General features: G+C 75.0%; 13 protein-coding genes. 1 reads left to right on the top strand and 12 read right to left on the bottom strand.

The window, feature by feature from the left end:
* The first annotated feature begins 123 nt into the window (after window positions 1-123).
* Complete coding sequence (locus H7H31_RS15225; RefSeq protein ID WP_232109868.1) at window positions 124-1,452, top strand: hypothetical protein; 1,329 nt, start codon at window positions 124-126, stop codon at window positions 1,450-1,452.
* A gap of 145 nt (window positions 1,453-1,597) precedes the next feature.
* Here H7H31_RS15225 and H7H31_RS15220 read toward each other — a convergent pair whose 3' ends face one another.
* The 12 genes from H7H31_RS15220 to H7H31_RS15165 all read right to left on the bottom strand — a co-directional run bounded on the left by H7H31_RS15220 (window position 1,598) and on the right by H7H31_RS15165 (window position 24,014).
* Window positions 1,598-3,769: a hypothetical protein gene (locus H7H31_RS15220; RefSeq protein ID WP_187117934.1), complete on the bottom strand. Its 2,172-nt coding sequence runs from the start codon at window positions 3,767-3,769 to the stop codon at window positions 1,598-1,600.
* Window positions 3,766-5,868 (bottom strand): protein kinase family protein, encoded by a 2,103-nt coding sequence (locus H7H31_RS15215; protein WP_232109867.1) that lies wholly within the window; start codon window positions 5,866-5,868, stop codon window positions 3,766-3,768. Before H7H31_RS15215 ends, H7H31_RS15220 begins: the two co-directional genes overlap by 4 nt.
* Window positions 5,865-8,546: a hypothetical protein gene (locus H7H31_RS15210; RefSeq protein ID WP_187062504.1), complete on the bottom strand. Its 2,682-nt coding sequence runs from the start codon at window positions 8,544-8,546 to the stop codon at window positions 5,865-5,867. The genes H7H31_RS15215 and H7H31_RS15210 overlap by 4 nt, the downstream gene beginning before the upstream one ends.
* Window positions 8,543-12,337 carry a tubulin-like doman-containing protein gene (locus tag H7H31_RS15205; protein ID WP_187062503.1) on the bottom strand — a complete coding sequence of 1,265 codons (3,795 nt, stop codon included), beginning with the start codon at window positions 12,335-12,337 and terminating at the stop codon, window positions 8,543-8,545. Before H7H31_RS15205 ends, H7H31_RS15210 begins: the two co-directional genes overlap by 4 nt.
* 153 nt (window positions 12,338-12,490) lie before the next feature.
* Window positions 12,491-14,803, bottom strand: coding sequence for a vWA domain-containing protein (locus H7H31_RS15200; protein ID WP_187062502.1), 2,313 nt, complete (start codon window positions 14,801-14,803; stop codon window positions 12,491-12,493).
* Between the two features lie 72 nt (window positions 14,804-14,875).
* Window positions 14,876-15,427 (bottom strand): Pycsar system effector family protein, encoded by a 552-nt coding sequence (locus H7H31_RS15195; RefSeq protein ID WP_187062501.1) that lies wholly within the window; start codon window positions 15,425-15,427, stop codon window positions 14,876-14,878.
* A complete protein-coding gene (locus tag H7H31_RS15190; protein ID WP_187062500.1) occupies window positions 15,427-16,539 on the bottom strand; it encodes a hypothetical protein in 1,113 nt (370 codons plus the stop codon). The genes H7H31_RS15195 and H7H31_RS15190 overlap by 1 nt, the downstream gene beginning before the upstream one ends.
* Window positions 16,532-19,153, bottom strand: a complete 2,622-nt coding sequence (locus H7H31_RS15185; protein ID WP_187117933.1) for a hypothetical protein — start codon at window positions 19,151-19,153, stop codon at window positions 16,532-16,534. The genes H7H31_RS15190 and H7H31_RS15185 overlap by 8 nt, the downstream gene beginning before the upstream one ends.
* A 5-nt stretch (window positions 19,154-19,158) precedes the next feature.
* The gene (locus tag H7H31_RS15180; RefSeq protein ID WP_187059733.1) at window positions 19,159-20,097 is read right to left on the bottom strand and encodes a nucleotidyl cyclase domain-containing protein; all 939 of its coding nucleotides are present in this window, start codon (window positions 20,095-20,097) and stop codon (window positions 19,159-19,161) included.
* A 126-nt stretch (window positions 20,098-20,223) separates the two neighbouring features.
* Window positions 20,224-20,934, bottom strand: a complete 711-nt coding sequence (locus H7H31_RS15175) for a Crp/Fnr family transcriptional regulator (protein ID WP_187059732.1) — start codon at window positions 20,932-20,934, stop codon at window positions 20,224-20,226.
* Window positions 20,935-21,627: 693 nt separating this feature from the next.
* The gene (locus H7H31_RS15170; protein ID WP_187060443.1) at window positions 21,628-23,619 is read right to left on the bottom strand and encodes a tetratricopeptide repeat protein; all 1,992 of its coding nucleotides are present in this window, start codon (window positions 23,617-23,619) and stop codon (window positions 21,628-21,630) included.
* On the bottom strand, window positions 23,616-24,014 hold the full coding sequence (locus tag H7H31_RS15165; RefSeq protein WP_187060442.1) for a hypothetical protein: 399 nt from the start codon (window positions 24,012-24,014) through the stop codon (window positions 23,616-23,618). The genes H7H31_RS15170 and H7H31_RS15165 overlap by 4 nt, the downstream gene beginning before the upstream one ends.
* Between the last annotated feature and the right edge of the window lie 29 nt (window positions 24,015-24,043).

Raw genomic sequence — 24,043 nt, 5'->3', positions numbered from 1 at the left:
CGGAACCGGAACCGCCGCCTCCGGACGGGGCCGGATCGCGCGCGTCGGCCGGAACCGTCGGGCGGGCGGGGCGAAGTGACGATTGCGGGCGCATGCACGGGCTCGGCCTGCCACGCTGGCATCGTGAAGTACGCGGTGAGTGTGGACGCTCAGATACCGAGTGGTGACCCCGAGTTGGACGCCCTGCACCGGGTGGGCGTGGTGGCCCTGCTGGAGCGCGGGTTCGAGTCGGTGGAGGCGATCGACGGGCCGGACGGCGTCGAGGTGGACGTCCTCGACACCTTCGTGGGCGTGCATCCCGGCGGGGCGCTGATGAAGGTCTTCGTGGACGCTCCGATGCTGGAGTTGGCCGAGGAGGCGGTGCGCTCGCTGGTGGACGAGCTGTTGGAGCGCTCCGAACTGCTCGCGGGGTGGACCGTGGCGCGCTGCGCCGTCGAACTGCACGCCGACCTCGCGAAGGAGAGTCTGGACGCCGCCGGCGGCCCCGGCGCCCCGCCCGACGACCTCGCGTCGCGCCGCGCGCGGCTGCGCGGACAGGGCGGCGACGGGCCGGCGGCCGAGGCGACCGGCGACCTCGTGGACTCGGCCGCCATGCGGGACACGTTCCGCGGACTGGCCGACCAGCTGCGGGCGTTCGGCCCCGAGGCGTTCGGCGGCCCCCCGGAGTCGGCCGGGGCCGCCGGGGCGGAGGAGGTCGGCGGCCGGGGCGGGGCGCACGACCGACAGGGGCCGGTCGTCTCGGCGGCGGACGCGCGGCTCGCGGCCGGCGCCCTGGTGTACGGGACGGACCTGCTGCTCGACGAGCTGTTCCAGGACGTGTGCGCGCTGGACGAGGACGGCGGCAGCGTCGCCGACTGCGACGAGCCGATGTGGCTCCTCGACGAACTGCCCCGGCGCTACGCGCTGCGCTACGACGCCCGCTTCGCCCGCCGCTTCCTGGTCACCGCCATCGCCCTGACCACCCGCTTCACCCAGGGCACCTTCGAGCAGCCGAGCTGCGTGGCCGAGGAGTTGGCGCTGCGGCTGCTGCTGCGCGAGGCGGAGATCGCGCTCGACCTGTTCGGCCTGTTGGACGACGGCGTCTCGCTCGCCCTGGAGTGCTTCGCCGACTCGGTGTACGAGGACATGAACCACGAGTGGCTCTACGACGACTCGATGGACGGCATCGACGAGAGCCCGGTCGGCGCCTACCTCGGCGTCGCCCCGATGGGCATCTCGCGCTGGTTCACGCCCTTCGCCGCCGGCCGCTACGTCCACCCGTACGCGGCCGACGACGAACCCGACGACGAACCGGATGACGACCTCGTCGGCCCCGCCGACCTCACCGGCCCGGACGACGCGGATGACGTAGATGACGCGGACGACCTGGACGACCCGGACGACGTAGATGACGCGGATGACCTGGACGGCCGGGGCGATCGGGACGACGACGGGCCGTCCGGGCTGGCGTAGCGGCCCACCGCACGCGCGTCCGCCAGCCCGGCGCGTACGCCAACGCGGGCGCTTACGCCCACCAAGCCGCGCACGCCAACGTGCCAACGCGCCCGCGCCCCGGACGCCCGCCCGTCCCCGCCCGGGGCGCGCGGGGCGTGGCGCGTCACGCCATGTTGGCCAGCAGGATGGCGAAGAGCACGATCAGGGCGACGACCGTCAGGCCCATGGCCAACAGCACCCAGAACGTGCCCTGTCCGTCGCCCTTCGGCAGCCTGGGCAGCCAGGCCGGGCGGCCCCGCGCGGGGCGCTCGGGCGCGGCCGGTTGCTGGTCGGCCGGGGCGGCAGGGGCGGGTGGGGCGGCCGGGGCGGGTTGCGGTGGGGCGTCGCCGCCGGGGATGACGGGGGGCGGGCCGGGGCGTCGGAGCAGGTCGCGCACGATCTGCTGCCACAGGGCGGCCGGCAGGTGGGGCGGCAGGTCGCTGGTGGGCGCGAGGACGGTGCGCTCGATCCACAGGTGGGACGCGGGTGGTTGCTGTCGGCAGAACCAGTGGAAGACCTCCAACAGCGCGTGCCGGTGCTGCTCGTTGTGGGCCACCGGGGCGACGGCCCAGGTGAAGAGGTCGGCCGCCTGGTGTACCCGCTCCTGGGGCGTGCGGTGCTCGCGGTCGTCGGGGTTCGGGTCGTAGTACAGGCTCCGGCGCAGCACCTCGGCGCACAGGTCGTGTCGGAGCTCGGTCGTGCGCTCCCGGAGGCGGCGCGTGTCCCGGAGTTCGGTGAGCAGCAACGCGCGGGCGTCGGCGGGCAGCGCGGGGTCCTTCAGTTCGGCGATGAGCGTCGCGTCCGACACCGCCTTCAGGCGCCGCGTCAGCCCGGCGTACTGGAGGGTGTTCGTGTGCCGGTACAGGTGCAGGTCCTCGCGGAGCGGGACCGCCCCGGCGACGCGGCCCTGCTGCCCGGCGTCGGAGGTCGGGCCGGGCTGCCGGCCCGCCGTGCGCGCGGCGCCGCCCGGGCCGGCCGGGTCGGGGCCGGGGTCGGACGTGGCGGCCGGCTGGCCCGGGGGCGCGGCGGCCGGGTGGTCCGCTGGTACGGCGGCGGGGTGGTCCGTCGGCGCGGGGGCCGGGTCGTGCGCGGGCGGGCCGGGCGCGCGGGCGGGCGGCGGCGTGGCGTACCCCGGGGACGCGCCAACGGCGGAGTCGGCGGTGTCGGCGGTGTCGGGAGCGGGGGCCGGGGCGGCCGGGGCCGGGTTCGGGCGCTGGAGCGAGACGCGGGGGGCCGCCGCGGCAGCGGGCTGGGCGGGCGCGGGCGTGGCCCGCGAGGGCGCCGGCGCCGGGTCGGCGGCCCGGGCCGAGTCGCCGGCCCGGGTGGCGGTGCCGGGCGGGCCGAGCCGGCCCAACACCGCCCGCAGCCGCGTCTCCCGCTGCGGCCACGGCAGCGCCGCCGCGCCCCGGAGCCCGTCGGCCAGCGGGGCCACGCCCGCGGGTTGGCCCGGGTGCGCCAACAGGTAGTCCACCAGCGCCAGCGCCGCGCGGTGCTCGGGTCGGGCGGTGGGCGGCGGATCGGTCACCACGCGCGCCAGCGGGCCCGAGCCGCCCGCGTCCGGCTCCCAGCGCGGGACGCAGGTCAGCCGGAGCGGGTGGGTGTCGACGGTGTCGTACGTGGCGAACGTCCACTCGCGGTTCAGCCAGTGGCCGAAGATCAGGAACAGCCCCAGGTACACCAGCGGCGCGCTGTCCTGGTCGGCCACCACCGGCAGCGCGTCCGAGCGCAGCGACACGCGCGGCTCGGGGTCGCGCAGCCACTCGGCGGTGACCATGATCAGCTCCTTGCGGACCTGGCGCAGCCGGTCCGTCATCCCCGGCAACCGGTCGCGGGCCACCGTGTCCAGCTTCGCGCTGGGCACCGGGGGCTGTTCCCCGACGGCCTGTTCGGCCTTCTCCCGCCGGCCCCAGCCGCCGTATGCCAGGCCCAGGCACAGTCGGGTCTTGAGGCTGCCGGTGTCGCCGAGCAGGACGTGGCTGACGGTGCTGGGCCGGCCGCCCCGGTCGGTGGTGGGCCAGCGTTGGACGAGCATGACGTCGCCGTCCTGGGACAGCGTGCGCACGACGCTCGACCGGGCGTCCGAGGCGCCGGACACCCAGAGCAGCGGGCCGAGTTCGCGGCCGAGTTCCTCGGCCCGGTCGGCGGAGCAGGAGTGCGCGACGGCCTTCATGCCGGTGCCCTGGCGGCCGTGGTTGCCGTCCCAGCGGAAGACCATCTGGTGCACCTGGCCCGCGCCCGGGCCCGTGCCGTCGCCCGGGACGCGTGGGGTGGGCCGGCGCTCGTGGAAGTCGTTCACAGCCTGTCCTCTCCGTCGGGCCGCACCGGGCCCCTGCCGCGCGGCGCCGGTCCCGCGTCCCGCGCCCATCCCACGGCGTGCGCGTCGGCGCCGCCCGGAACGTCGATCAGTCCGTGCATCGCCAGCAGCGACAGCAGCGGCTCCAGCACCCGGCGCGGGCTCGCGCCCGCCGGGTAGCGCCCGCCGGCCTCCTGGCCGCCGGTGGCCGAGGCGACGTGCAGCGTGCACCGGCGGATCGTGTCGAAGGGCCGCAGCCACGCCTGGCCGGCGTGCTGGCGCAGCAGCCCGTACACGTCCCGGCTCTCCGCGTACGCGAGTGCCGGGTCGAGCGGGGCCCGTGGCACCTCGTCCAGCCAGCGGCCCACGGGGGGTTGGAAGCGCAGCAGGTCGGCCTTGGCCAGCACCACCGCGCCGGCCACGTCCAGGTAGGGGCCGCTCTTGGGCAGCCGGTCGAGGACGGTGCCGAACGCCTGGTCGCCGTCCCGGTTGACCTCGAGCCCCCAGCGTTCCCTGGCGTGGTCCAGGTGGGGCAGCGGCAGCGCCAGCGCGGGGTCCACGACGAAGACGACGGCGTCGACGCCGAGCAGGAAGCGCAGCGCGGCGTCCGTGCGCACCAGGTCCTCGCCGCCCAGGTCGAAGAACGCGACCGGCCGGGTCCGCCCGTGGGCGTCGGTGATCAGCAGGGACTCCACGAAGCGCGCGAAGCCGTCCAGGCCGATGCCCTCGGTGTGGCCCAGCACCTTGCCGTTGCGCAGCGGCTGCACCCGCTCCCGTACGAACCTGGCGTGCTGGGCCGGGTTGACGGACTGCCAGCTCAGGCCATACGGCTCCAGGCCGCCGTCGGTGATCTCGGCGATCATCTGGGTCAGCAGATGGCTCTTGCCGGTCGACGACTGGCCGACCATGGCGACCGTCAGCGGCCGGCCGTAGGTGAGGTAGGGGACCGGGATGTAGTGCGGCGGGAAGTCCGGGTCGGCTCCGCACTTCTGGACGGCGCCGCGCATGACGTCCTGCCGCCGCACCGGGCTGGTGATGCCGGAGATGTCCAGCTTCTGGTATTGCATCCGGCTGTCGGTGTCGTACAGCGCGGACAGGTCCAGCCGGATGGCCTCCAGGCAGTACGGGCACAGCACCTCGCCGCCGGCCAGCTCGGGCCCCGGTGGCCGGTCGGGCGGCGGGGACCGCCGTTTGAGGCGCAGCGCGTGGTCGAACGCCGACCGGTGCGGCTCGTGGCCGTCGGTGGCCGAGGCGAGCGCGACGCGCCCGGCCGCGCCCGGGGCCAGCAGGTCGAGCAGGTCGGTCGGCGAGGGCCGGTCGGCGGCCAGCGGGGCGAACGCGCCGCGCAGCGTCTCGGCGAGCACCCGGTGCTCCCCGAGGTCGGCCGGCGCCCGGTCGCTCGGCCCGGGTCGGCCCGTCACGAGCTGGTAGAGCACCTGGGCCGCGCTCCACACCGCGTCCCGCGCGTCCACCAGGCCCTCGCCGCGCCGCTGTTCGGGCGAGCAGTACGGGGCCCGCCCCCAGCGGGTGCGCGCCCGTCCGACGCGGGCCACCCCCTCCAGGCCCCACAACTGCACCGAGGTGCCGTCCCAGAGCACGGTGCCGGGCGAGACGCCGCGCGGCACCAGGCCCTGCGCGTCGAGCAGGCACAGCGCGAGGACCAGGTCGCGGGCGAAGGTCCGCTGGTCGGTCGCGGACATCACGTGGGTGCGCAGGGCGGCGGTGCCGCGCGGCGCGGCGTAGAGCAGGAACGGCTCGGCCGCGTCCAGCTCGTGGCCGACGACGCGGGGGAAGAGCGCGGCGTAGTCGGTGTCCTCCAGGAGCTGGTGCAGCCGCAGGGCGGTGCCGGCCTCGGTGTCGAGCAGGGCGCGCGCCGCCGGGTTGGCCGCCTCGGACGCCGCCAGCCGGACCTGTACGACCTGCTGTTCCTCGTCGCCGAGCAGCCCGTTGCGGACGCGCTGCGGCAGTTGGGGGTCGCGCCGGGACTCGCGGCCGAACCGGATCGGGGCGGTGTGCCGCCGCCCCGCCGGCGTGTTGAAGGCCACCATGGCCCGATGCGCCCCGGCCTGCTCCACCCGGTGCGGGTGCGAGGTGCTGGTCACCGGCGGTCGCCGTCCCTTCGGTGGTACGGGCGCGCGCCGTCCGCGAGCCGGTCGCGGCCGTCGAGTCCGTAGTCGGCGCTGCTGTTGGTGCCGTCTGTGCCGGCGGTGCCGTCTGTGCCGTCTGTGCCTTCGTCGTTCCCGAGCTGCCGGGGTCGTACGGTGTCCACCACGCCCATCCGCAGCGGGGTGAGCCGGATCAGGCCCGCGTAGCGGCCCGTCGCCGTCCACAGCGCGTCGTCGGGCTGCGGGGCGCCGCTGGCCCGCCAGGCGCGCTCGACGTCGCCGCGCACCGCGTCCGGGGCGAACCTGAGCCACACGGCCGCCTGCGGGTCGCGGTTGAGCAAGGTGGCCTGCTCGGGCGAGGAGAGCTGCACCACGGCGTGCCGTTCGGGCTCGGCGCCGACGAGTTCGGCCACCCGGTGCGGGTCGGTGCCGAGCAGGTTGGCCGAGGTCGGGCGGGCCCGGTGGCGGTCGGCGAACGGCGGCGGGGCCAGCACCCCGTTGCGCTGGAGGTGGCGGCGGGCCGTGGAGAGCAGGTCGCGCACCCGCTCGTCGTTGCGCCGCACGGCCAGCGCGCCGGCCTGGCCGCGCTCGACGGCGCCCCAGTAGGGGCCCATCGCCACCACGGCGGCGTCCGCGAGGTCGGCGGTCAGGGTGGCGACCAGGTCGGCCCCGCCCTCGCCGGTCTCGCGCTCCAGCCAGCGCGGCGTCACCGGCGTCTGCCACGGGTCGGCGGGCGGGTCCGAGGCCGGCGCCGGGTCGGGCGCGGCGTCCGGCGCCGGGTCGGCCACCGGGCCCCAGGCGTCCGCGCCCTCCCAGTCGTAGTCGCCGGCCCAGTCGGCGTCCGCGCCGTCGACCACGCCGAGCGACTCGGTCTCCAACGCGGACGGGCCGGTGAGCCAGTCGTCGCCGGCCGAGGAGCCGCCGTCGCCGGTGGTGGCCGTCGCGGTCGGCGCGGGCTCGGCCCGGGCCTCGGCCTCGGCGGCGGCGGCCGTCGCGCGCAGCATGCCGGCCACCGAGCGGGCCGCGTCGGCGCAGTACAGCCGCTCGTCGGCGGCCCAGTGCTCGCGCACCGCGTCGGCCAACAGCGCGTCGAGCCCCTCCAACGCCTGGCGCAGCGCGGCTATCCCGTACGCCAGGGCCCAGGCGTCGGCCGCCGCGTACCAGAGCCGGCGCGCCGTCTCCACCGCGAGCGCGAGGCCGAGCAGCAGGCCCGTGGCGCCCAGCCACGGCGGCGGGTCGGCCAGCGCGCCGCCGGCCACCCCGAGCGCCGCTCCCACGCACACCGCGACCCGCGGCCCCACGGCCCACCGGTCCGGGTGGCCTGAGCCCCAGAGGCGGGCGGCGCCGAGCACCACCACGGCGATGAAGACCAGCGGCACGAGCGCGGCCAGCGCGATCAGCGGGCCCTGCCACAGGCCGCCCGACACGCCCGCCAGGCCGGCCGCCACGATGCCGATCGCGGGGGCCGGCACCGGGTCGCCGCTGCCCCGGGTGCGGTGGGCCACGGCCTCGGGGGAGTGCTCCGCCAGGCGCGGCAGCAGCGCCGAGCCCGGCACCGGCTCCACGCGGCCGGCCAGGCCGGTGAAGCGCTGGGCGACGGCGCGCAGCGCGAGCCCCTGCCCGAGCAGCTTGCCGGCGAACTCGCGCAGCCCCTCGCCGATCCGCTCGCCCACGCCGTCGGCCGACGGCACCCGCAGGCCGAGCGCGGCCAGCCGGGTGGTGGCCTCGGCGGTGGAGGGGGCGGTACCGGTGGAGCCGCCGCTGCGCAGGGCCGTGCCGACCAGGTCCCGGTACTCGTCGAGCGAGCGGTGCGCCTGCTCGATGTCGGCCTCGAACGCGTCCCGCCGCGCCGACCCCAACAGGCCCGGCAGCGCCTGGAGTTCGGCCAGTGCCGCGTCGGCGTCGTCCAGCGCGCCCACGCACGCCCGGTAGGCGCCGTCCGCGACGCCGCCGGCCTCGCGGTGCTGCCGGGTCCGCCCGCCCCGGCCGGTGGCCAGGCCGCGCAGCGGCTCCGGCAGGTCGGCCGCCGACCAGGAGCTGCCGGCCATGCCGGGGGCCAACTCGGTGTCCTCGCCGGCGAACCGGGTCAGCGCGTCGCGCCAGGCCCGGTCGCGCACCTCGGGCGGCAGGTCCTGCTCAAGCAGGCGTACGCCGGGCGCCGCGACGGCCTCCGGCAGCGCCCTGGCGTCCGCGAGCACGCGCAGGAACACGTCCGGCACCGACAACACGTCCACCAGGACCGCCAGGGCCCGCGGGTCGTCCGGCGCCGGCTGCTCCAGGGCGGTGCGGGCCGAGCGCAGGTCGCCGGCCCACAGCAGGGCCGTCCCGGACGAGCGCAGCACCGCGGGCCGGATCAGCCGCCGGTCGGGCTGGTACGCCTCCACGGGCTCGCCGTCGTCGTCGTACGAGCCGGGGGCGCTGCCCACCAGCAGGACGATGATCCTGACCTCGCCCACGGCGCGGTAGCCGGTGAGCAGTTCGTACTGGTGCTGGTGGTCGGTCAGCCCGGACGGCGTGTCCACCACCAGGATCAGCGGGTGGTCGGGCTCGGGCAGCCCGGCCAAGCCGAGCTGCCGGCCGACCGTGTCGCGTACGGCGCGCGCGGTGGCCAACTCCGGTGCCTGGACGCGCAGGTCCAGGTGGACGACGGCGCCGATCTCCTCCGTCGCGCTCATTCCGCGTCACCGTCCCACGGGTTGTCACGGACGCGGTCGCGGGGGCCCTCGTCGTCGCCGGGTCGGGGGTCGGCGGGATCGTTCCACGGCGCCCAGGGCGTCTCGCGGTCGCCGGCGCGGTCGCCGGTGCGGTCGTCCGCCGCGCGCCGGCGCTCGTCGTCGTACGCGTCGTCGGCGTAGCCGCCGGCGGCCCCGGCCCGGGGCGTGGTGCCGTACTCGGACCCGGGCGCCGTCCCGCGCGGGGCCGCGCGGTCCGCGCCGTCCCGCTCGTCGCGGCCGGCCGCCGACCGGCCGAGCCGGGCCTCGCCCGCGCCGCGCTCGTGCCGGTCGCGGTCGGGGAACCGCTCGTCGCGCGCGTCGCGGAACCCGTCGGCGTCGTCGTACCGGCCGCCGCCCCGCCGCTCGGACCGGCCGCCGAACCGCGCGTCGGGGTCGGCCCGTTCGTCCGCCCGGTCCCCGGCCCGCTCGTCGGTCCGTTCGTCGGAGCGCGGGTCGAAGCGGGGGTCGGGGCGCGGGCGGCGCGGGCGCTCGTCGGCGTCCGGGTAGCCGGGCGTCTCGGTGCGCGGCCCGGTGCCCCAGTCGTCGTCGGACAACGGGCGGCGCGGCTCGGGCGCCTCGTCGCGGTCGCGGCGGGTGTGCGGGGTGCCGCCACGGATGTGCTCAAGGAGCGTGCGCAGGGTCGGCTGGATGGCGCGCTGGTCGGTGAACTCGGTGTCCAGGGCGGCCGGCAGGGTCTCGGCCCAGAACTCCCACAGCGGGCGCACCCACCCCTCGACCCGCTCGCCGCCGCGCTCCCGCCGGTCCTCAAGCAGGTCGAGCTGGCGCGGGGCGATCTTCTCGACCAGCTCCACGAACAGCGGATGCGGCTCGCTGCCGTTGCGGGCCAGGCCCAGCGGCTGGGCGCCCATCAGCTCGCGGCAGTAGTCCTCCACGATGCGCTCGTCGTCCAGGACCGTCCACCGCTCGTACGCGCGCAGCAGCTCGGCCCAGCTCGACACGCCGCCCGGGAAGTCGCCGAGCCGCAGCCGTACGCCCGGCACCTGGTCGCCGGTCTCCGGGAACAGTCGCAGCCGCACCCGGTCCGGCGAGCTGGAGTCGCCGTCCACGACGTCCACCTGGCCGTTCCACATGCAGCACAGCAGCCGGTGCAGGATGGTGCGCCGGTCCTCCTCGCTGCTGACCATCCAACTGTCCCGGTAGCCCAGCCGCTGGCGCCACCGCAGCACGTCCTGGGCCTGCTCGGAGTCCTTCGCCCTGGCCCACTGGCGCAGCACCTTGCGGGCCTCGGGCACCTGGGTCAGGCTCATCTCGCTGCGGAAGAGGACCACGGTGATCGAGTCGCTCTCCACGCCCCGGTACTCCACCGAGTTCTTGGCGTCCGACGGCAGCCGCAGCGCCTTGCCCAGGTGCTCCTGCACCTCCTCGACGGCCTGCACCCGCGGGTGGGTGACCAGCACCCGCAGCGGGCCGGTGCCCTCCGGCGTGAAGCCCACCGGCAGCAGCCCGGTCAGCTTGCGCCCGAACAGGTCCAGGGCCTCCTTGCTGACCTGCTCGGCCGCGTCCCCGTCGCCCGCGGCGGCGGCCAGCAGCGTGCTCATCGACGGCAGCAGCGGACGCTCCTCCAACTGCTCGCCGCTCTCGGCGAACAGCCGCGTGATGCGCCCCTCCAACTGCGCCTTGACGATGGCCACCGCGTTGTCCGGGCTGCGCCGGCTCAGCGCCTGCACCCGGCGCCAGGTGTCCCCGTCGACCAGCTTCAGCAGCAGCGCGGCCTCGGTGTCCTGCTCGCGCAGCCCCTCGCGCCGCAGCAGCCGGGTGACCAGGTCCTCGTAGAAGTGGTTGAGCGTGCGCTGCGGCGGCAGCAGGTACGAGATGCCGGTGCGGTCCTCGTACAGTTCGAGCCCCTTCTGCGCGGAGACCTTCCGCTCCCGCTCGGAGTGCTTGAGGAAGGCGTCCACCAGGCGGCGCAGGTCGGCCGCCGCCGCCTCGGCCTGCGGCTGCCAGCGCTGCTGCTGCTCGCGCCACGCCTCGTGCCACACGGTCTGGCTGCGCCACCGGTACCAGGCGTCCTGCTCCTGGAGCACGGCCTGCACGTCGGCGTCGCCCCAGCGGGCCGGGGACATGCCGGCGAGCCGGCCCTTGATACGGGGCGTCTTCGGCGGCTGCTCGCTCTGGCCCGGCGGGCGCTGCGGGGCCACCGAGCGGCTGCCCAGCATGCCGAGGAAGCCGAGCCTGGCGATGGGCTCGTCGCTCTTGGGCAGGCCGCGCACCACGCGTTCGGCCAGGAACGGGTCGGCGGTCTGGAGCAGCTTGTCGATGGCCGGGCGGGGCGCGAACCGGTCGGCCATCGAGGCGCACTGCCGCTCCGCGACGGCCTGCAGGTCGAACAGCAGCCGCTGCATGTCCGAGATCCGCTCGCCGAGCGCCTGCTCGATGGCCCGGCTGCCGCGCGGCAGCGGGTCGGGCTCGGGGACCGCCAACTGGCGTCGTTCCCACAGCTCCTCAAGCTGCGCGTCGGCGAAGAGCTGGCGGATCAGGGGCACGGCGCCCGCGCGCAGCGAGGTGCGCGGCTGCTCCACGAGGTCGGTGACCGCCTCGCGCAGCAGCCGGCCTGCCACCAGGTCGGCGAGCTGGTCGATGGGCGCGGTCATCGACGCGACGAGGCTGGTGGACACGCCCTGGCGGCCGATGCCGGTGGGGGAGATGGCGCTGCGGTGCACGCCCCGGTTGATGAAGCTGGCGGCGAAGGTCTGGAAGTCGTCGTCGGAGGCGAGGGCCCGCCCCCGCGACGAGCCGTCCCCCAGTTCGGTGCCGACCAGCGACATGACCAGCGACACGATCGAGCGGCGCAGGTCGTCCTGGCGGATGCCGGCGGTCGGGCTGAACAGGAACGCGGTGGGCAGGATGCCGGTCCGCAGCCGGATCGTGGTGGTGCCCGGGTAGCGGATGCCGATGCCCGCGTCGTGGTCCAGGTCGCCGATCTCGGCGCCCTCGGTCGGCGCGTTCTGCGCGTCCACCATGCGGAACAGGTCCACGAGCGCGCGGGCCGCGTTCAGGTCGGCCTCCCGGCCGCCACCGGAGGAGGTGGGGAACGAGGAGGGCATCACGACCAGCGGGTAGATCTTCGCGCCGTCGAAGCGGCGGAGCTGGAACGCGTAGTTGATCAGGTGCAGGTAGTCCAGGAAGATGCCGGCGCCGGTGCCGCCGGCCACCGAGAAGGCGACGAACACGTCGCAGCCGTTGACCTTGCCGCCGCCGAGTTCGCTCAGCTCGCCGGCCGACCTGGCGATCGCGTCGATGGCCTGGAGCAGCGGTTCGAGCACCGGCGCCAGGCTGTGCCGCAGGGTGGCGAACAGGGCCGCCCGCCCGACGGTCGGCAACTGGCCGGCGCCGTTGTGCAGCGGCGCCACCTTGGGCTCGTCGACGCGCGGCGGCAGCCAGTCGGCGACCTCGTCGCGCAGGCTGGCCCGCAGCATCTTGGTCACCTCGGGCGAACTGTCGAAGTTCGGCAGCAGGTTGTGGGTGGCGCGCGAGGTGTGCGCGTACGCGGCCCGCTGCGAGGCGTCCACGTTGAACTGCGGCAGCCGCTGGAGGTCGGACTCGCTGTAGTCCGCGTACACGAACTGCAGGCAGTCCGGGAGCTGGTACGGGGCGTGGCCGGCCAGTCGGCTGGTGAGCGCGACGCCGTCCGGGCCGCACAGCTCGGCCCGGAGCTTGCGCTCCAGTTCGGCACCGACGAGACCACCGGTGCCGCCCAGGCCGACGAAGAGCATCGGCTGGAAGATTTTCATGGGTTTCCTCCCCGTTGGCGGCCGGGTTCGGCGGCCGGTTGTCCTCGGTGCGATGGCGCTGCGCTGCGGTGCGGTGCGTGGACGGCTCGTGGTGCTGGTGCTGGTGCGCCGGTGGCCGGGGCGGGCCGGCGGTGGGGCCGGCCCGCCCGGGCGTCACCGGTAGGCGTCGTACGTGCTCGCGCCGCCGTCGCCGGCGGTGGGGGCCGGCGGCGGGGCGGTGCGGGAACGGGTGGTGCGCGGGCGGCGGCCCCGTGGGGTGCGGGTCTCCTCGCCGAGGGACAGGCTCAGCTCGTCGGTGAGCGAGACGGTGCCGGTCGCGGTCAGCCGCGACCGCTGGCCGCCCCGCTGGCGGACCACCGCGCCGCCCTCGGGGCTGCGCTGGACGGCGTACGGGCCGTGGTTGCTGCGCTGGATGCGCGGGTTGCGGTGCGGCTCGACGATGGCGAACTCGTACCACTGGTTGCGGCCCGGGCCCGCGGTGTGGTCGTGCAGCACGTCGCCTTCGGCGGAAAGCAGGCGCAGCACCAGGCCGCGCGGGTCGCGGCGGCCACGGCGCTGCCGCGTCCAGACCGCGGCCCCGAGCGCGAGGGCGAGCAGCGCGGCGCCGCCCGCGACGAAGACCCACCAGTACCGGTCCCAGAAGCTCGGCTCGGGCGTGACCCGCACCGAGACCGAGGTGCGGGCCAGCACCCGGTTGTCGGCGGTGGCGTCGGCGACCGTGACCGTGCCGGCGAGCCGGAGCCCGTCGTCGCCGAGCCGGCTGCCGAGGATGTCCTCCGGCGCGACCTTGAACCGCACCGTGTGGCTGGAGGAGTCACCGGGCCCCACGGTGATCTCCGCCGGGCTGATCGACAACAGGCCGGGCCGCACGTCCGCGACGGACAGCCGCAGCGTGTGCGGGGCCCTGCTGTTGTTGTGGACCGCCAGCGTGCCGCTGACGGTGGAGTCCGGGTGGGCGGTGGCGGTGGGCGCGGTGAGCGCGGCCGTGACGTCCGGCGTGCCGAGCGCGACGTTGCCGGTCGCGCTGCGGGTGTCGGCGCTCAGCCCGGAGGCGGTGAGCGTCCCGCTCACCTTCACCGCGCCGTCCGCGCCGCGCGGGACGCGTACGGTGCCGGCGAACGAGCCGTCGCTCGCCGTGTCGTCGGGTCCCTTGCCGTCGTCCGCGAGGGTGACCGGCTGCGGGGCGAAGCCCTCGCCGGTGAGTTCGCTGCGCACCCGCAGCCCCGCGTAGTCGTCCGGGTCCTTGATCTCGTAGCCCTCGCGGGTCTGCAACCGCATGGTCACGGTGGCCTTCTCGCCGGGCAGCGGGGACGGCGGGTCCATGATGATCGCGCCGCGCAGCTCGCCCTGCCACAGCACGCTGACGCCCACCGGCAGCGAGCGGTGTCCCTCGGGCGCCTCGGCCACGATCTTCCAGGTGCCCGGCATCGGGTCGGTGATCTTCAGCGCCTCGACGGTGTGTCCGGCGCCCGCCAGCTCGAACCGCGAGTCGCGGTCGGTGCCGCTGGTCGGGACCTTGTGCCCGCTCGGGTCGCGGTAGCTGATGGTCACCTCGGGGTCGCCCTTGTCGACCACGATGCTGCCCACGGTCGCCAGCGGCGAGATCTCCACCTCCAGGGTGGCCGGCGGACGTTCGCTGGTGCCCTGCTCGTAGCGCAGGCAGTGGGCGGCGGCGAAGATTTTCTCCAGCGTCGGGCCGACGTCCTTGGCGCCGGAGACCTTGCTCGCCCTGGGGCTGGCCGACGGCAGCGCGACGCAGCCCTTCTGGTAGCCGCCGGCGGCGATCCGGTCCAACTGCGCCTTGTCCGGGTCGGAGCCGAAGCCCAGCGGCCAGATCTGCACGTTCCGCGCGGCGGCGTTCTCCAGCTCGCGGGTCAACTGCCGCTCGCCCTCGGCCGCCCGGTGCGCCGGGTCGCCGTACTGCGGGCTGCCGGAGACGTCCATCTTGCCGTCGGTGAGCAGGAACAGCACCCGCGGCTGGGTCGGGTCGGTGCCACGGGTCAGGTCGTGCACGCCCTGCCGGATGGCGCTCGGGAAGTCCGTGCCGGTGCCCTCGCTCTTCTTGCGGCTGCGCAGCTTGCTCACGCACGCGCCGATCGACTCGCGGCCCGCCGCGTCCAGCGTGGTCCGCGGGCACACCGGGTCGATGGCCCGTTGGTCGGCCTTCTCGGCGGCGGCGAAGCCGAAGACGGTGACGTGCGAGGACGGGGAGACGTCGCCGAGCGCGATGCGCGAGGCGGCGGCCTTCTCGGCGGCCATGTCCTCGGGCGCCAGGCTCGCCGACTCGTCCACGGCCACCGCGTAGTTGACCGACTTGAAGGCCGGTTCGGGTGCTTCGGGCGGTGCCGGCCGCGCGCCGGCGGGCGTGAGCAGGGACGCCAGCACGGCCGCGCCGCCCAGCGCGGATACCGCGACGCGCCGCGCCCAACCCCCTGATGTCTGCCGTTTTCCCCTGACTGTTCCCACGACCGTCCCCTCGTGTCATGTCTGCTTCATGTGTGGCGCCGGCGCGTGCCGTCGCCCTCGCGCGGTCGCGACTCAGCGCGCGGTCAGGCTCCAGGCCAACGCCAGCGCCGCGGACGGCGCCAGCGTGCTCACTCCCCAGCGGATGGCCCGGTACTTGGCGGACAGGATCGAGCTGACGTCCACGGCCTGCACGAGCAGCCACCGGACCGGGTCGCGGCCGGCCTCGCTGAGCTGCGTCGACAGCCGTCCGAGATCGTGCGGGGGCAGCAGATCGCGGAAGTACGTCACCCCCTCGCACGGGCGGAGCGTCCCCGTGCGCGGCAGCAGCGCCCGCACCAGCGCGGACACCGCGACCACCCACAGCACCCCCGCGACGATCAGCGCGACGTCGCCCAGGCCGCTCCAGCCGGGCGTGCCGTGCCAGCCGATCAGGAACGCCGGCAACGCCAGCGCCCCGGACAGCAGCACGCCGGCCTTGGAGTCGGCCCGGCCGAGGTCCTCGCGGACCGTGGTCAACAGGCGCTCGGCGATGCGTTCCCCCGCCCGGTCGTGCCCGCGCTGACCCCCGTCCGGCACGGGCACGACCGGGTCGGGGGAGGTTCGCGCGCCGCCGTCCGCCGTCATCACTCCTCCTCCGCCCACGCCCACCCGTCGTCCCGGCGGCGCCGCCGGGGCGGCTCCGGATCGGCGTCGGCCCGGGTCCCGTGCGGCTCGTACGGGTCGTACGCGTCGTGCGGTTCGTACGGGTCGTCGGCCGGGCGGCGGCGCGGCGGCTGGTCGGGGCAGGGCGGCTGGGCCGGCTCGTCCAGCACCCAGTCGGGGGTGAACGGCGGCTCGGCGGGCAGCTCCGGCGGGGTGCGGTGGGCCGGCCGGGTGCCGATGGGCCCCTGGACCTGCTGCCGGCCCTGGTTGAGCAGGTTCAGCGCCTGCGTCTCGATGTCGGTGGACTGGATCTGGCCGCTCTCGACCATCGCGAAGAGCCGTTCCACCCGCTCCTTCTCGTCCTGCCTGCCCTCCTGTCGGATCTTCTCCAGGAACGCCTTGGCCTCCTCCGGCTCGGCCGCCAGCATGTAGCTGAGCTGGTCCAGTTCGCCGCCCTGCAACATGGCCCGGAACTGGGCCTGGTGCACCCGGGTGAGCTCGGCCGAGGCGTGCGCGTCCCGGATGCCGTCGCTGTGCTGGATGGTCCGGTCGTCAACCCGCAGCCGCACGTACAGCCGCACCCGCAGCCCCAGTTCGTCCCCCAGGTCGTCCCAGCGCCCGCTGGCGCACTGCTGGGTGATGGCGCGGTCGGCCTTCTCGGCCTGGCTCACCCGGTACGCGGACGAGACCTCGCGCAGCCGCTCCAGGGCGGGCGCCCGCAGTCGCTGGGCCACGTCGGTGACCACCTTGGTGGCGGCCAGGTGCGGGTCGGTGACCGTCCAGTGGATGTCCACCTCGGCCTTGAAGAACGTGGTGCCGCCCATCGCCGGCAGCTCCATGGTCAGCGTGGTCACGTACGTGCCCAGGGCGATCTCGCACACCGCCGTCGGCCGGGCCAGGGCGCGCTTGTCGACGTGCTGGGCGCCGGCGACGGTGACGATGCTGTAGCCGCCGTTGCGGTAGAAGAGCACCGACGCGGTGCGGGGGCTGGTGTGTCGGAAGGGGCCGTTGGGCGCGTAGTCCCGTAGCAGCGGTCCCGCCAGTGTCTGCCCGGCGCCGCCCCCGTACGCCGCCATGCCCGCGTCCTCACCCATGGCTCTCCTCCACCTCGTGCCGCTCCGGTCGCCGTGCCTGGTCCGCGCCGTCGCGCGGCGTCGCCAGCCGCCACAACCGGCGGGCCAGGGCGTCGGGGAGCGGGTCTTCGGGATCGTTCATCATGCGGCGCAACAGCCAGTCCAGGCGGCGCCGGTCCGCTTCCGTACTCAGCAGCGCGGGCAGCAGAGCGGCCAGGCCCGGCTTCGTGCCCTCCGCACCGCCCTTACTGTCCTTGCGCACGGCCGACCGCAGCAAGGTCTCGAGCGCGTCCGTCGCTACTTCTTTGGAGCGCGGCGTGTTGAGCGCCGTCCACATCAAGTCCGCGATCGGGGCGACCAGTTCGGGCCGCGTGGCGGCCAGGGCCAGCATCAGCGGCCAGTGGCCGCGCTCGCCGAGTCCGGAGTTCGGGTCGTCCGCCAGCACGTCGGCCACCCCGTGCCCGGCCAGCCGCACCGTGGTCACCAGCCCCAGGTCCTGGTACGCCGGGTCCCGGTGCCGGGTCCAGTCGGACATCCGGCGCAGCACGGCGGCGGCGTCGGGCCGCGTCAGCAGCCGTACGACGTTGAACGAGGCAACGGCCATCTGTTCGCCCTCGCCCCGCACCCCGATCCGGGCCAGCGCGTCCAGCGTGTCGCCGACGCTGGCCGCGGCGTTGCCGTAGCCGAGCGCCATGGCCGCCGTCCAGCGCAGCTCCCGGGTGCCGTTCCTGGCCCAGTCGCCCACGAGGCCGCGCACCACCGCGCGGTGCGAGGCGTGCCCGGCGGCCTGGTCGAGCAGGGTGGCGGCGAAGACGCGGCGGCGGGCCGTGCTCGCCTCGGCCAGCGGCCGGACCAGCTCCGCGTGGCCGTGGTCGAAGTCCCGTACGCACAGCTCGCCCGCCGCCACCGCCGCCCGCACCCACACCTGGGCCCGGGGGTCGTCGGCGAGCAGCCGCAGCCAGCGCACGACCGGCGCCCGCACCGGGAAGTGCCGGTCCCACACCTCGCTGAGCACCGCGCCGGGCAGCGCCGTGCCCCGGTACCAGATGAGCCGCGCGGCGAACTCCGTGCCGGCCATCTCCACGTGCCCGTCGGTGAGTTCGGCCCGCGACAGGGCGAGTTCGGACTCCGGGTCGTCGCAGAACAGCGGCCTGGTCGGGGTGGCGTCCGGGTCGCTCTGGACGGACAGCTCCCAGGTCAGCAGGTGCGCCGCGGTCGCCACCGCGCTCCGCGTCGCCCCGCCGAGCACGGCCAGCGCGATCCGCGAGGCCACCGGGTGGAACAGGGCCGCCGCCTCCGGCCGGGTCGGCCGCTCGCCCGCGCCGGCCGCCTGGGCGGTCAGCGCCCGGTCCACGCCGGCGAACCACTCCTGCGCCTGCCGCGCGGCCAGGCTCCGGCAGCCGGCCAGCAACTCCTCGTACGACAGCTCCTCCAGCAGGTGCCCGGCCAGCAGCGACGCCAGCAACTCGGCCTCGGCCGGGCGCAGGTCCGCAAGGCCCACCGCCTCGGTGACCTCGTCCCGCACGGCCAACTCCTCGGCCTGCCGCAGAAGTTCGGCCACCCGCCGCTCGGCGTCCCCCGCCACCTCGTCCACCACGGCCGCGACGTGGTCCTCGACGCGCTCGCGCAGCCGGGTGGTCAGCAGCTCCTGGGTGTCGGCCGGCGGGCACAGCATCCCGTACCGCCCGGCCAACAGCGGGTTCGCCGCCGACCCGACGGTGACCACGAGCACCGCGTACGAGCCGCAGGCGGCCAGCGCGGCGGCCAGTTGGTCCAGGTCCATCGCCTCCGGCGGCACCGCGCCGGGCCGGCTCAGCTCCAGCTTCAGCAGGTAACCGGTGCCCCGGGCCGCCTGCTCGGCGCCCTCGCCGGACAGCGAGTCCGCGAGCTGCCGCACCCCGCCCTCCGGGTCCACGCGCCGCACCCGCGCGGCGGGCGGCTCGGCCGCGTCCGCGTCGGCCCGAGCCTGCGCGGTGACCTCGTCGAGGAGCGAGAGCGCGGTGCTGGTACGGCCTGTGCCCGGCGCCGCGCCGAGCACCAGCAGCCGGCGCGCGGTGAGCGCGGTCCGCAGCCGCACGTACCCCTCGGGCTCCACGTGCACCCGGCGTAACCGGCGTAACTCCTCGTCGGGCACCGGCCCGCCGCGCACCCCCGTGAGCGGCTGCCGGGCGTCCATCCGCAGGTGGATATCGCCGATGTGGGCGCTGCCGATGTACGAACGGTCGAAACTGTTCCAGTCCCGCCCGGTGTCGAACAGGAGTTGGCTGGTGCGCCGGGCCCGCGACGCGGCGGCCAGGTCGGTGGGCCCGTCCTCGCTCTCCTCGCCGGCCAGCGGGTCCCGGGTGTGCTCCTTGAACCGCCCCGCCGCGCGCTCGCGCTCCTGCTCCCGCTCGGCGGCCTCGTCCTCGCCCCCGCCGGACTCGCCGCCCTCCGCCCCGGGCCGCTCACCGTCCCCGCCCCGTTCCCCCTGCCCCCGCTCGCCGCCCCGCCCCCTGTCCCGGCCCCGCTCCCTGTCCCGGCCGCGTTCCCTGTCCCGGCCGCGCTCGCCGCCCCGCTCCCGCTGGTCGGCGCGCGGCGCGGGGGCGTCGTCCCGCGCGGGCTCGGCCGCGCCGCCCGCCTGCTGCTCCTCGGCCATGCCGCTCAGCCCCTTCGCGGTCCGGTGTCGCCGACGTTGCGCCCGATGTGTACGCCCTGGTGGTACTGGTTGCCCCAGTGGTGGGAGAGGTCGCCGTGAACGGTGTACCGAACGTCGCTGGGACCGGTCCCGCACGCGCCCTCGCCGTCACCAGCGCCACCATCACCAGCGCCGCCGCCCCCGGCGCCGCCGTCCCCGGCCTTCCGGTCGTCGCACGCGTGCTCGCGGCCCGTGGCGTCGGCGGCGCTCTGGGCGCCGGCGGGGCCCTCGGCCTCTCCGGCCTCCGGGGGTCCGGTGCGGCTCCCGCTGGCGTCACCTCCCGCCGACGGCCCCTCGGCCGTCGCGGGGACGCGGGGCGCGGGCCGGCCGGGGAGCCGGAACCAGGCGGTGGCCTCGCCCTCCTTGAGCCGCAGCCGGGCGGCCGTGTAGTGCGCGGCGTCGATGTACTTGCCGCCGCCGCGCACCACGTCCTCGTAGAGCGCGTCGGAGACGACCAGCACCAGGTCGGCCCGCTCGGCGTCCAGCAGCGCGCGGGCCACCGGCGAGTCGGCCAGCCGGCACGCGAGGTCCACCGCGCGCCCGCTGATGCCCCGCTCGTCGTGGCGGACCGGGCCGACGTGCAGGCCGACGCGCAGGCCCAGCGGCCGGCTCAACCCGCGGTTCTCGTGCCGCAGGTGCTCGTGCACCTCGACCATCCACAGCCCGAGCAGCCGCGTCACCGGCACCCGACTGGCCACCGAGGCCAGCACCCCGTCGCCGCGATCCTCCAGGTGGACGGCGTCCCGGGCCACCTTGGCCTGCCGGAACGCGGCCTCAAGCACCCGGTAGAGCTGGGCCCGCATGGACGGCTTGTCCGCGTCCTCGTACTCCCCGGACCGCCGCGCGTCGACGCTGATCACCAGCTCGTAGCGCGCCTCGGCGGCGTCCCTCGCGTCGTCGTCCACGCCGTGCCCCCCGTCTTCTCGTCTGCCGGCCCCCTCAGCTTCGGGCCGAGGGCCGAAGGCCGTCTGTAGCCGTTTACACAAGCCCGCCCATGCCACCGCCCGCGCGCCACGGACCCGCCCCGCGCCTCACTCCTGGTGTCCGTCCGCGAGCAGGGCGAGCAGCGCGGGGTCGAGGATCTCCACCATCCGGTTGCCGGTCCGTACGACCTCCTGGTCGCGCAGCAGCCGCAGCGCCTTGGCCACGGCCTCCCGGGTGGCGCCGACGGTGGCCGCCAACTCGTCCTGCGCCAGCCGCACCACGGCCCGCGTGGGGCGCGCGCCGGGGAGCGCTGGGGCGTACGGGCCGGTGGGGTTGGCCCGCGACAGTTCGGTGAGCCGCGCGGCCAGGCGTTGCAACACGGTGAGCGAGGCGAGCGCGGACCGCTCCTGGTCGGAACTGCGCAACCGGAAGGTGAGTTGGCGTATCACCAGGCCGCTCACGCGCGGGTGCAGGGCGAGGAAGCGCCGGAACGCGTCCCCGGAGATGACCTGGACCTCCACCGGCCCGAGGGCGCGCACCGTGGCGCTGCGCGGATGACTGTCCAACGCGGCCATCTCACCGAGGAGTTCACCCGGTCCGCGCAGCCCCAGTATCAACCGGGTGGCACCGCGATCCGTGGACACGGAAACGGTCACCCATCCCCGCAGCATGATCATTACGTGACTGGTCCGGTCCCCCTCTGTCAGAAGGTGAGCATCGGCCGCGTATGTCCGTTGGCCTCCGAGAGCCATCACGCTCTCGTGTTCCTGAGCGGTCAGGGCGCCCGCGAACCCCACCTCATCGCCGAGCAGCCCCATGGCCACTCCCCCCACGGCAATCCGTATGGCCTGATTCCACTGGCCTAGATGCTCGCAGAGTGAAGCTTGGTTGGGAGGGGAATCCGCCACATTGCTCGCCCCCCGCATGCGCGGCAAACCCGCAGGTAGAACGGTTGTCGCGGGCCGAACGGCAACCGCGTTCGCCCTCTCACGCCCCCTGCGCGCCCTCTGTGCGCCCCCGCACTCCCCCCGCGATCACACCCGTGGTTCACCCACTCTCCCGAGGTCAGCCCCCATGCGGCGGGCGCACCACCCGCAGGCCGCAAGAATTCGGACAACGCCGATGTGCTTGGCGCAAACTCGGGTTCCCGCTGGCGACGTGCTGGTTCAGGCTGCACGACGGAGCGGTGGCATTTTTCGGCCCACCCTCCACCCCTGGCCGCGACACCCACCACCCCACCCGGCACGCGGCCGGTATTCGCCCTCGCGCCTGTCACCGCCAGGCGACCCGGACGGGATGGCTCCGCCGTGAACGGGCTTTATTGCGGGGAGAGTTGATCGCTGGGCGGGCGGGTCCGGTCGGGGGTGGGCGGGGGTGGTCGGGTTCGGGCGGGGATGGGACCCGAGCCGTAGCGACCGGTAGGGGGCGCTGGCCTCGGCACGCGAGGAATCTAGGTGGCCTCTACTGGTTGCGCGGATGAAGGGCTTTCCCGGGTGGCCGGTGGTGTGGGCTTACTCGAGGAACTGGCGAGCCAGTTCGGTAAGGGGGTGGTCGGGGCCGTAGAGGCGTATGCGGTCGGACAGCACTCTCTCGAATAGGGCGGTAGCCACATCGACCTGGCCGGCGAGCCGGTGGGCGTAGGCAAGGTTGCTGCGGGCGGTGACGGTCTCGGCGTGATCTGTCCCGTATACCCGTTCGTAGTCGATGACTGCCTGGCGGTGGAGATCGATGGCCGTTTGCAAGTCGCCCATGTCGCGGTAGGCGCTGGCCAGGTTGGCTCGGGCGTTGATGGTGTGTGGATGGTCAGGGCCGTGAAGGTGCTGCATGTCCGTCAGATTCTGCTGGTGCAGGTCCCGGGCTCTTGCAAGCTCGCCTCGTAGGGCGTAAAGGTAGGCGAGGTTCGCGCGGGCGACGAGGGTGTCCGGATGGTCGAGACCGTGGACATGTTCATGAGCTGCCAGGTTCTGCTCGTGCAGAGGGAGGGCTGCCTGTAGGTCGCCGACGGCCCGGTGCGCGCTGGCGAGGAAGCTGCGGGCGGTGAGCGTGGCCGGGTGATCGGGCCCCTGAAGCCGGGTGTGGATGTCTACCGCCTGCTTGGCGCAGGATAGGGCTGCGCTGGCCTGGTGGTCACCTTGAAGATAGCCGGAGGCGGCCACGAGCAGGCCGGCAGTATGGAGATCTTTCTCTTCCGTCGGTGTCTGGCCAGTCAAGGCCATGACGTGCGGCAGGAGTTGTCGCCATCGGGGCCATCCGGCGACATTGAACAACGGGTTCTCTGGCAGCGCCTGCTCCAGCAGCAGTGTGGCTCGTTCGCGGGCGCGGGTGATGTCCTGGATGGTGCGATGGGGGTCGGCAGGGTCGGGGACGCGGGCCACGGCCTGGACCAAACGGTGGACGGTGACAGCCTGCCGGGACAGGTTGATCATGCTGTAGTCGCTGAGGAGGGCCAATGCCTCATCGACCGCCAGTAGGTCCTCCCCCAAGCCCTCGTGGAGGACTTCGAGGGCGTCGCGCGGCAGTGGGGCAGGGGCAAACCAGGCGAAAAGCCGTAGTAGGTCCCCGGCCAGAGGCTGCTGGTTGGTGATCGCTTGGATGGACAGTTGCCAGATCCGGGCGACGGTGCGCTGGTCGTCAGCCTCCTGACCGCTTGCCGTAGCGGCGAACATGCGCCCCGGGTAGCGACGGAGGCGGTTGAGGTAGGCGGCCGGGGTGATGGCAGTGGAATCGATATAGGCGGCGGCCTGTTCCAGGGCCAGGGGGAGGTTTCCCAGCTCGCGCGCGAGGCTGGTCAGGGTTGGCTCGTCGTCGGGTTCGTACGACTCGATGGTGCGCATGAGTAACTCCACTGCGGCGTCGGGAGGCAGGGAGTCCAGGGGGAGGGACTGGGCCAAGCGGCGCCAGCCGGTGGCACGGCGGCTGGTGATGATGTGCCGGCCTGTGGTCACGCCCAGCACTGGGGCCAAGTCGTGCGGCGAGGCGGCATCATCCAGCACGAGGAGCCAGTCCTGGTGGGCCTGCAGCCAACTCAGCGCCCACTCCGCGCGCTCGGTGCTGGTCGATGTCGCCAAGTGTGGGTGGGGGGCGAGCCGGGCGGCAAGGTCGGCGAGCCCGTGCGTAAGGCTGGAGGCGGAGTCGGCGCTGAGCCACCAGACCGGGTTGAGCCGGTGCCGGTGGCGATGGGCGACCTGCAAGGCCAAAGCGCTCTTACCCGTTCCCCCCAGACCATGCACAACCGGCGGTACTGCCGGCGAGGGCTCGGCCAGAGCGGCCTCCAGACGGGCCAGGGGTTCGACGCGGTCGACGAAGTCGGGGTGGGCCGGCGCAGGAAGGTTGGTTGTCCCCCGTGGAGCCGGTACATCGGCCGGCTGCTGAACGGCATCGAGCGACAGATGAACAGTGCGGGCGTCGATTGTGGCGTGTTCGCCGGTAGAAACGATGCCGCTGTTGGAGCCGACAGCGACAGCCCGCTCACCGGAGGCCTCGATAGGGGGCCGCTCACTCATCGTCGGATGTTGGCGCCGTCGCCGGTGCTGATGACGCCGTTGTTCGTCTCCACTGCAACGGCGCCGTCGCCTGATGCAGTGAAGGCGCGGGCGGGCAGAAGCTGAGCCAGTTCGGCAGCCAAAGCGGCGTCCTGCCGCAAAATGCGGCGTACCTGTACACGCAGGGCCGCCTGAGCGTCTTCGTCCTGCGGGTCTGCGGCCACCTCGTCGATAGCCTGCTCCAGCCCGCCTCGGTTCTCCTCCTGTCTCCACAACCGCTGCGCGATGCGCTGACCAAGAGAGACCGTCGCGTCGGCGGCCACATCAGAGGTTCGGTTCACCACGGCTGCACCGTATGCGGCGACGGCGGCAGTGACATACGGCACCACGTCATGGGCTACGGTCAAGGCGTCCACGGCGTTTCCCCTCTTTCGGTCATCCGAGC

The sequence above is a fragment of the Streptomyces buecherae genome (genome assembly GCF_014295035.1).
In the GTDB taxonomy this organism is placed as follows: Bacteria; Actinomycetota; Actinomycetes; order Streptomycetales; family Streptomycetaceae; genus Streptomyces; species Streptomyces youssoufiensis.
The sequence above is the reverse complement of the archived record's forward strand: the minus strand, read 5'-3'. Positions and strand labels throughout refer to the sequence as shown.

Coding starts and splice junctions, on each gene's coding strand:
- H7H31_RS15170 (WP_187060443.1), bottom strand. CDS start 23,619: ATGAGTGAGCGGCCCCCTATCGAGGCCTCCGGTGAGCGGGCTGTCGCT.
- H7H31_RS15190 (WP_187062500.1), bottom strand. CDS start 16,539: ATGGGTGAGGACGCGGGCATGGCGGCGTACGGGGGCGGCGCCGGGCAG.
- H7H31_RS15195 (WP_187062501.1), bottom strand. CDS start 15,427: ATGACGGCGGACGGCGGCGCGCGAACCTCCCCCGACCCGGTCGTGCCC.
- H7H31_RS15185 (WP_187117933.1), bottom strand. CDS start 19,153: ATGGCCGAGGAGCAGCAGGCGGGCGGCGCGGCCGAGCCCGCGCGGGAC.
- H7H31_RS15205 (WP_187062503.1), bottom strand. CDS start 12,337: ATGAAAATCTTCCAGCCGATGCTCTTCGTCGGCCTGGGCGGCACCGGT.
- H7H31_RS15175 (WP_187059732.1), bottom strand. CDS start 20,934: ATGGGGCTGCTCGGCGATGAGGTGGGGTTCGCGGGCGCCCTGACCGCT.
- H7H31_RS15210 (WP_187062504.1), bottom strand. CDS start 8,546: ATGAGCGCGACGGAGGAGATCGGCGCCGTCGTCCACCTGGACCTGCGC.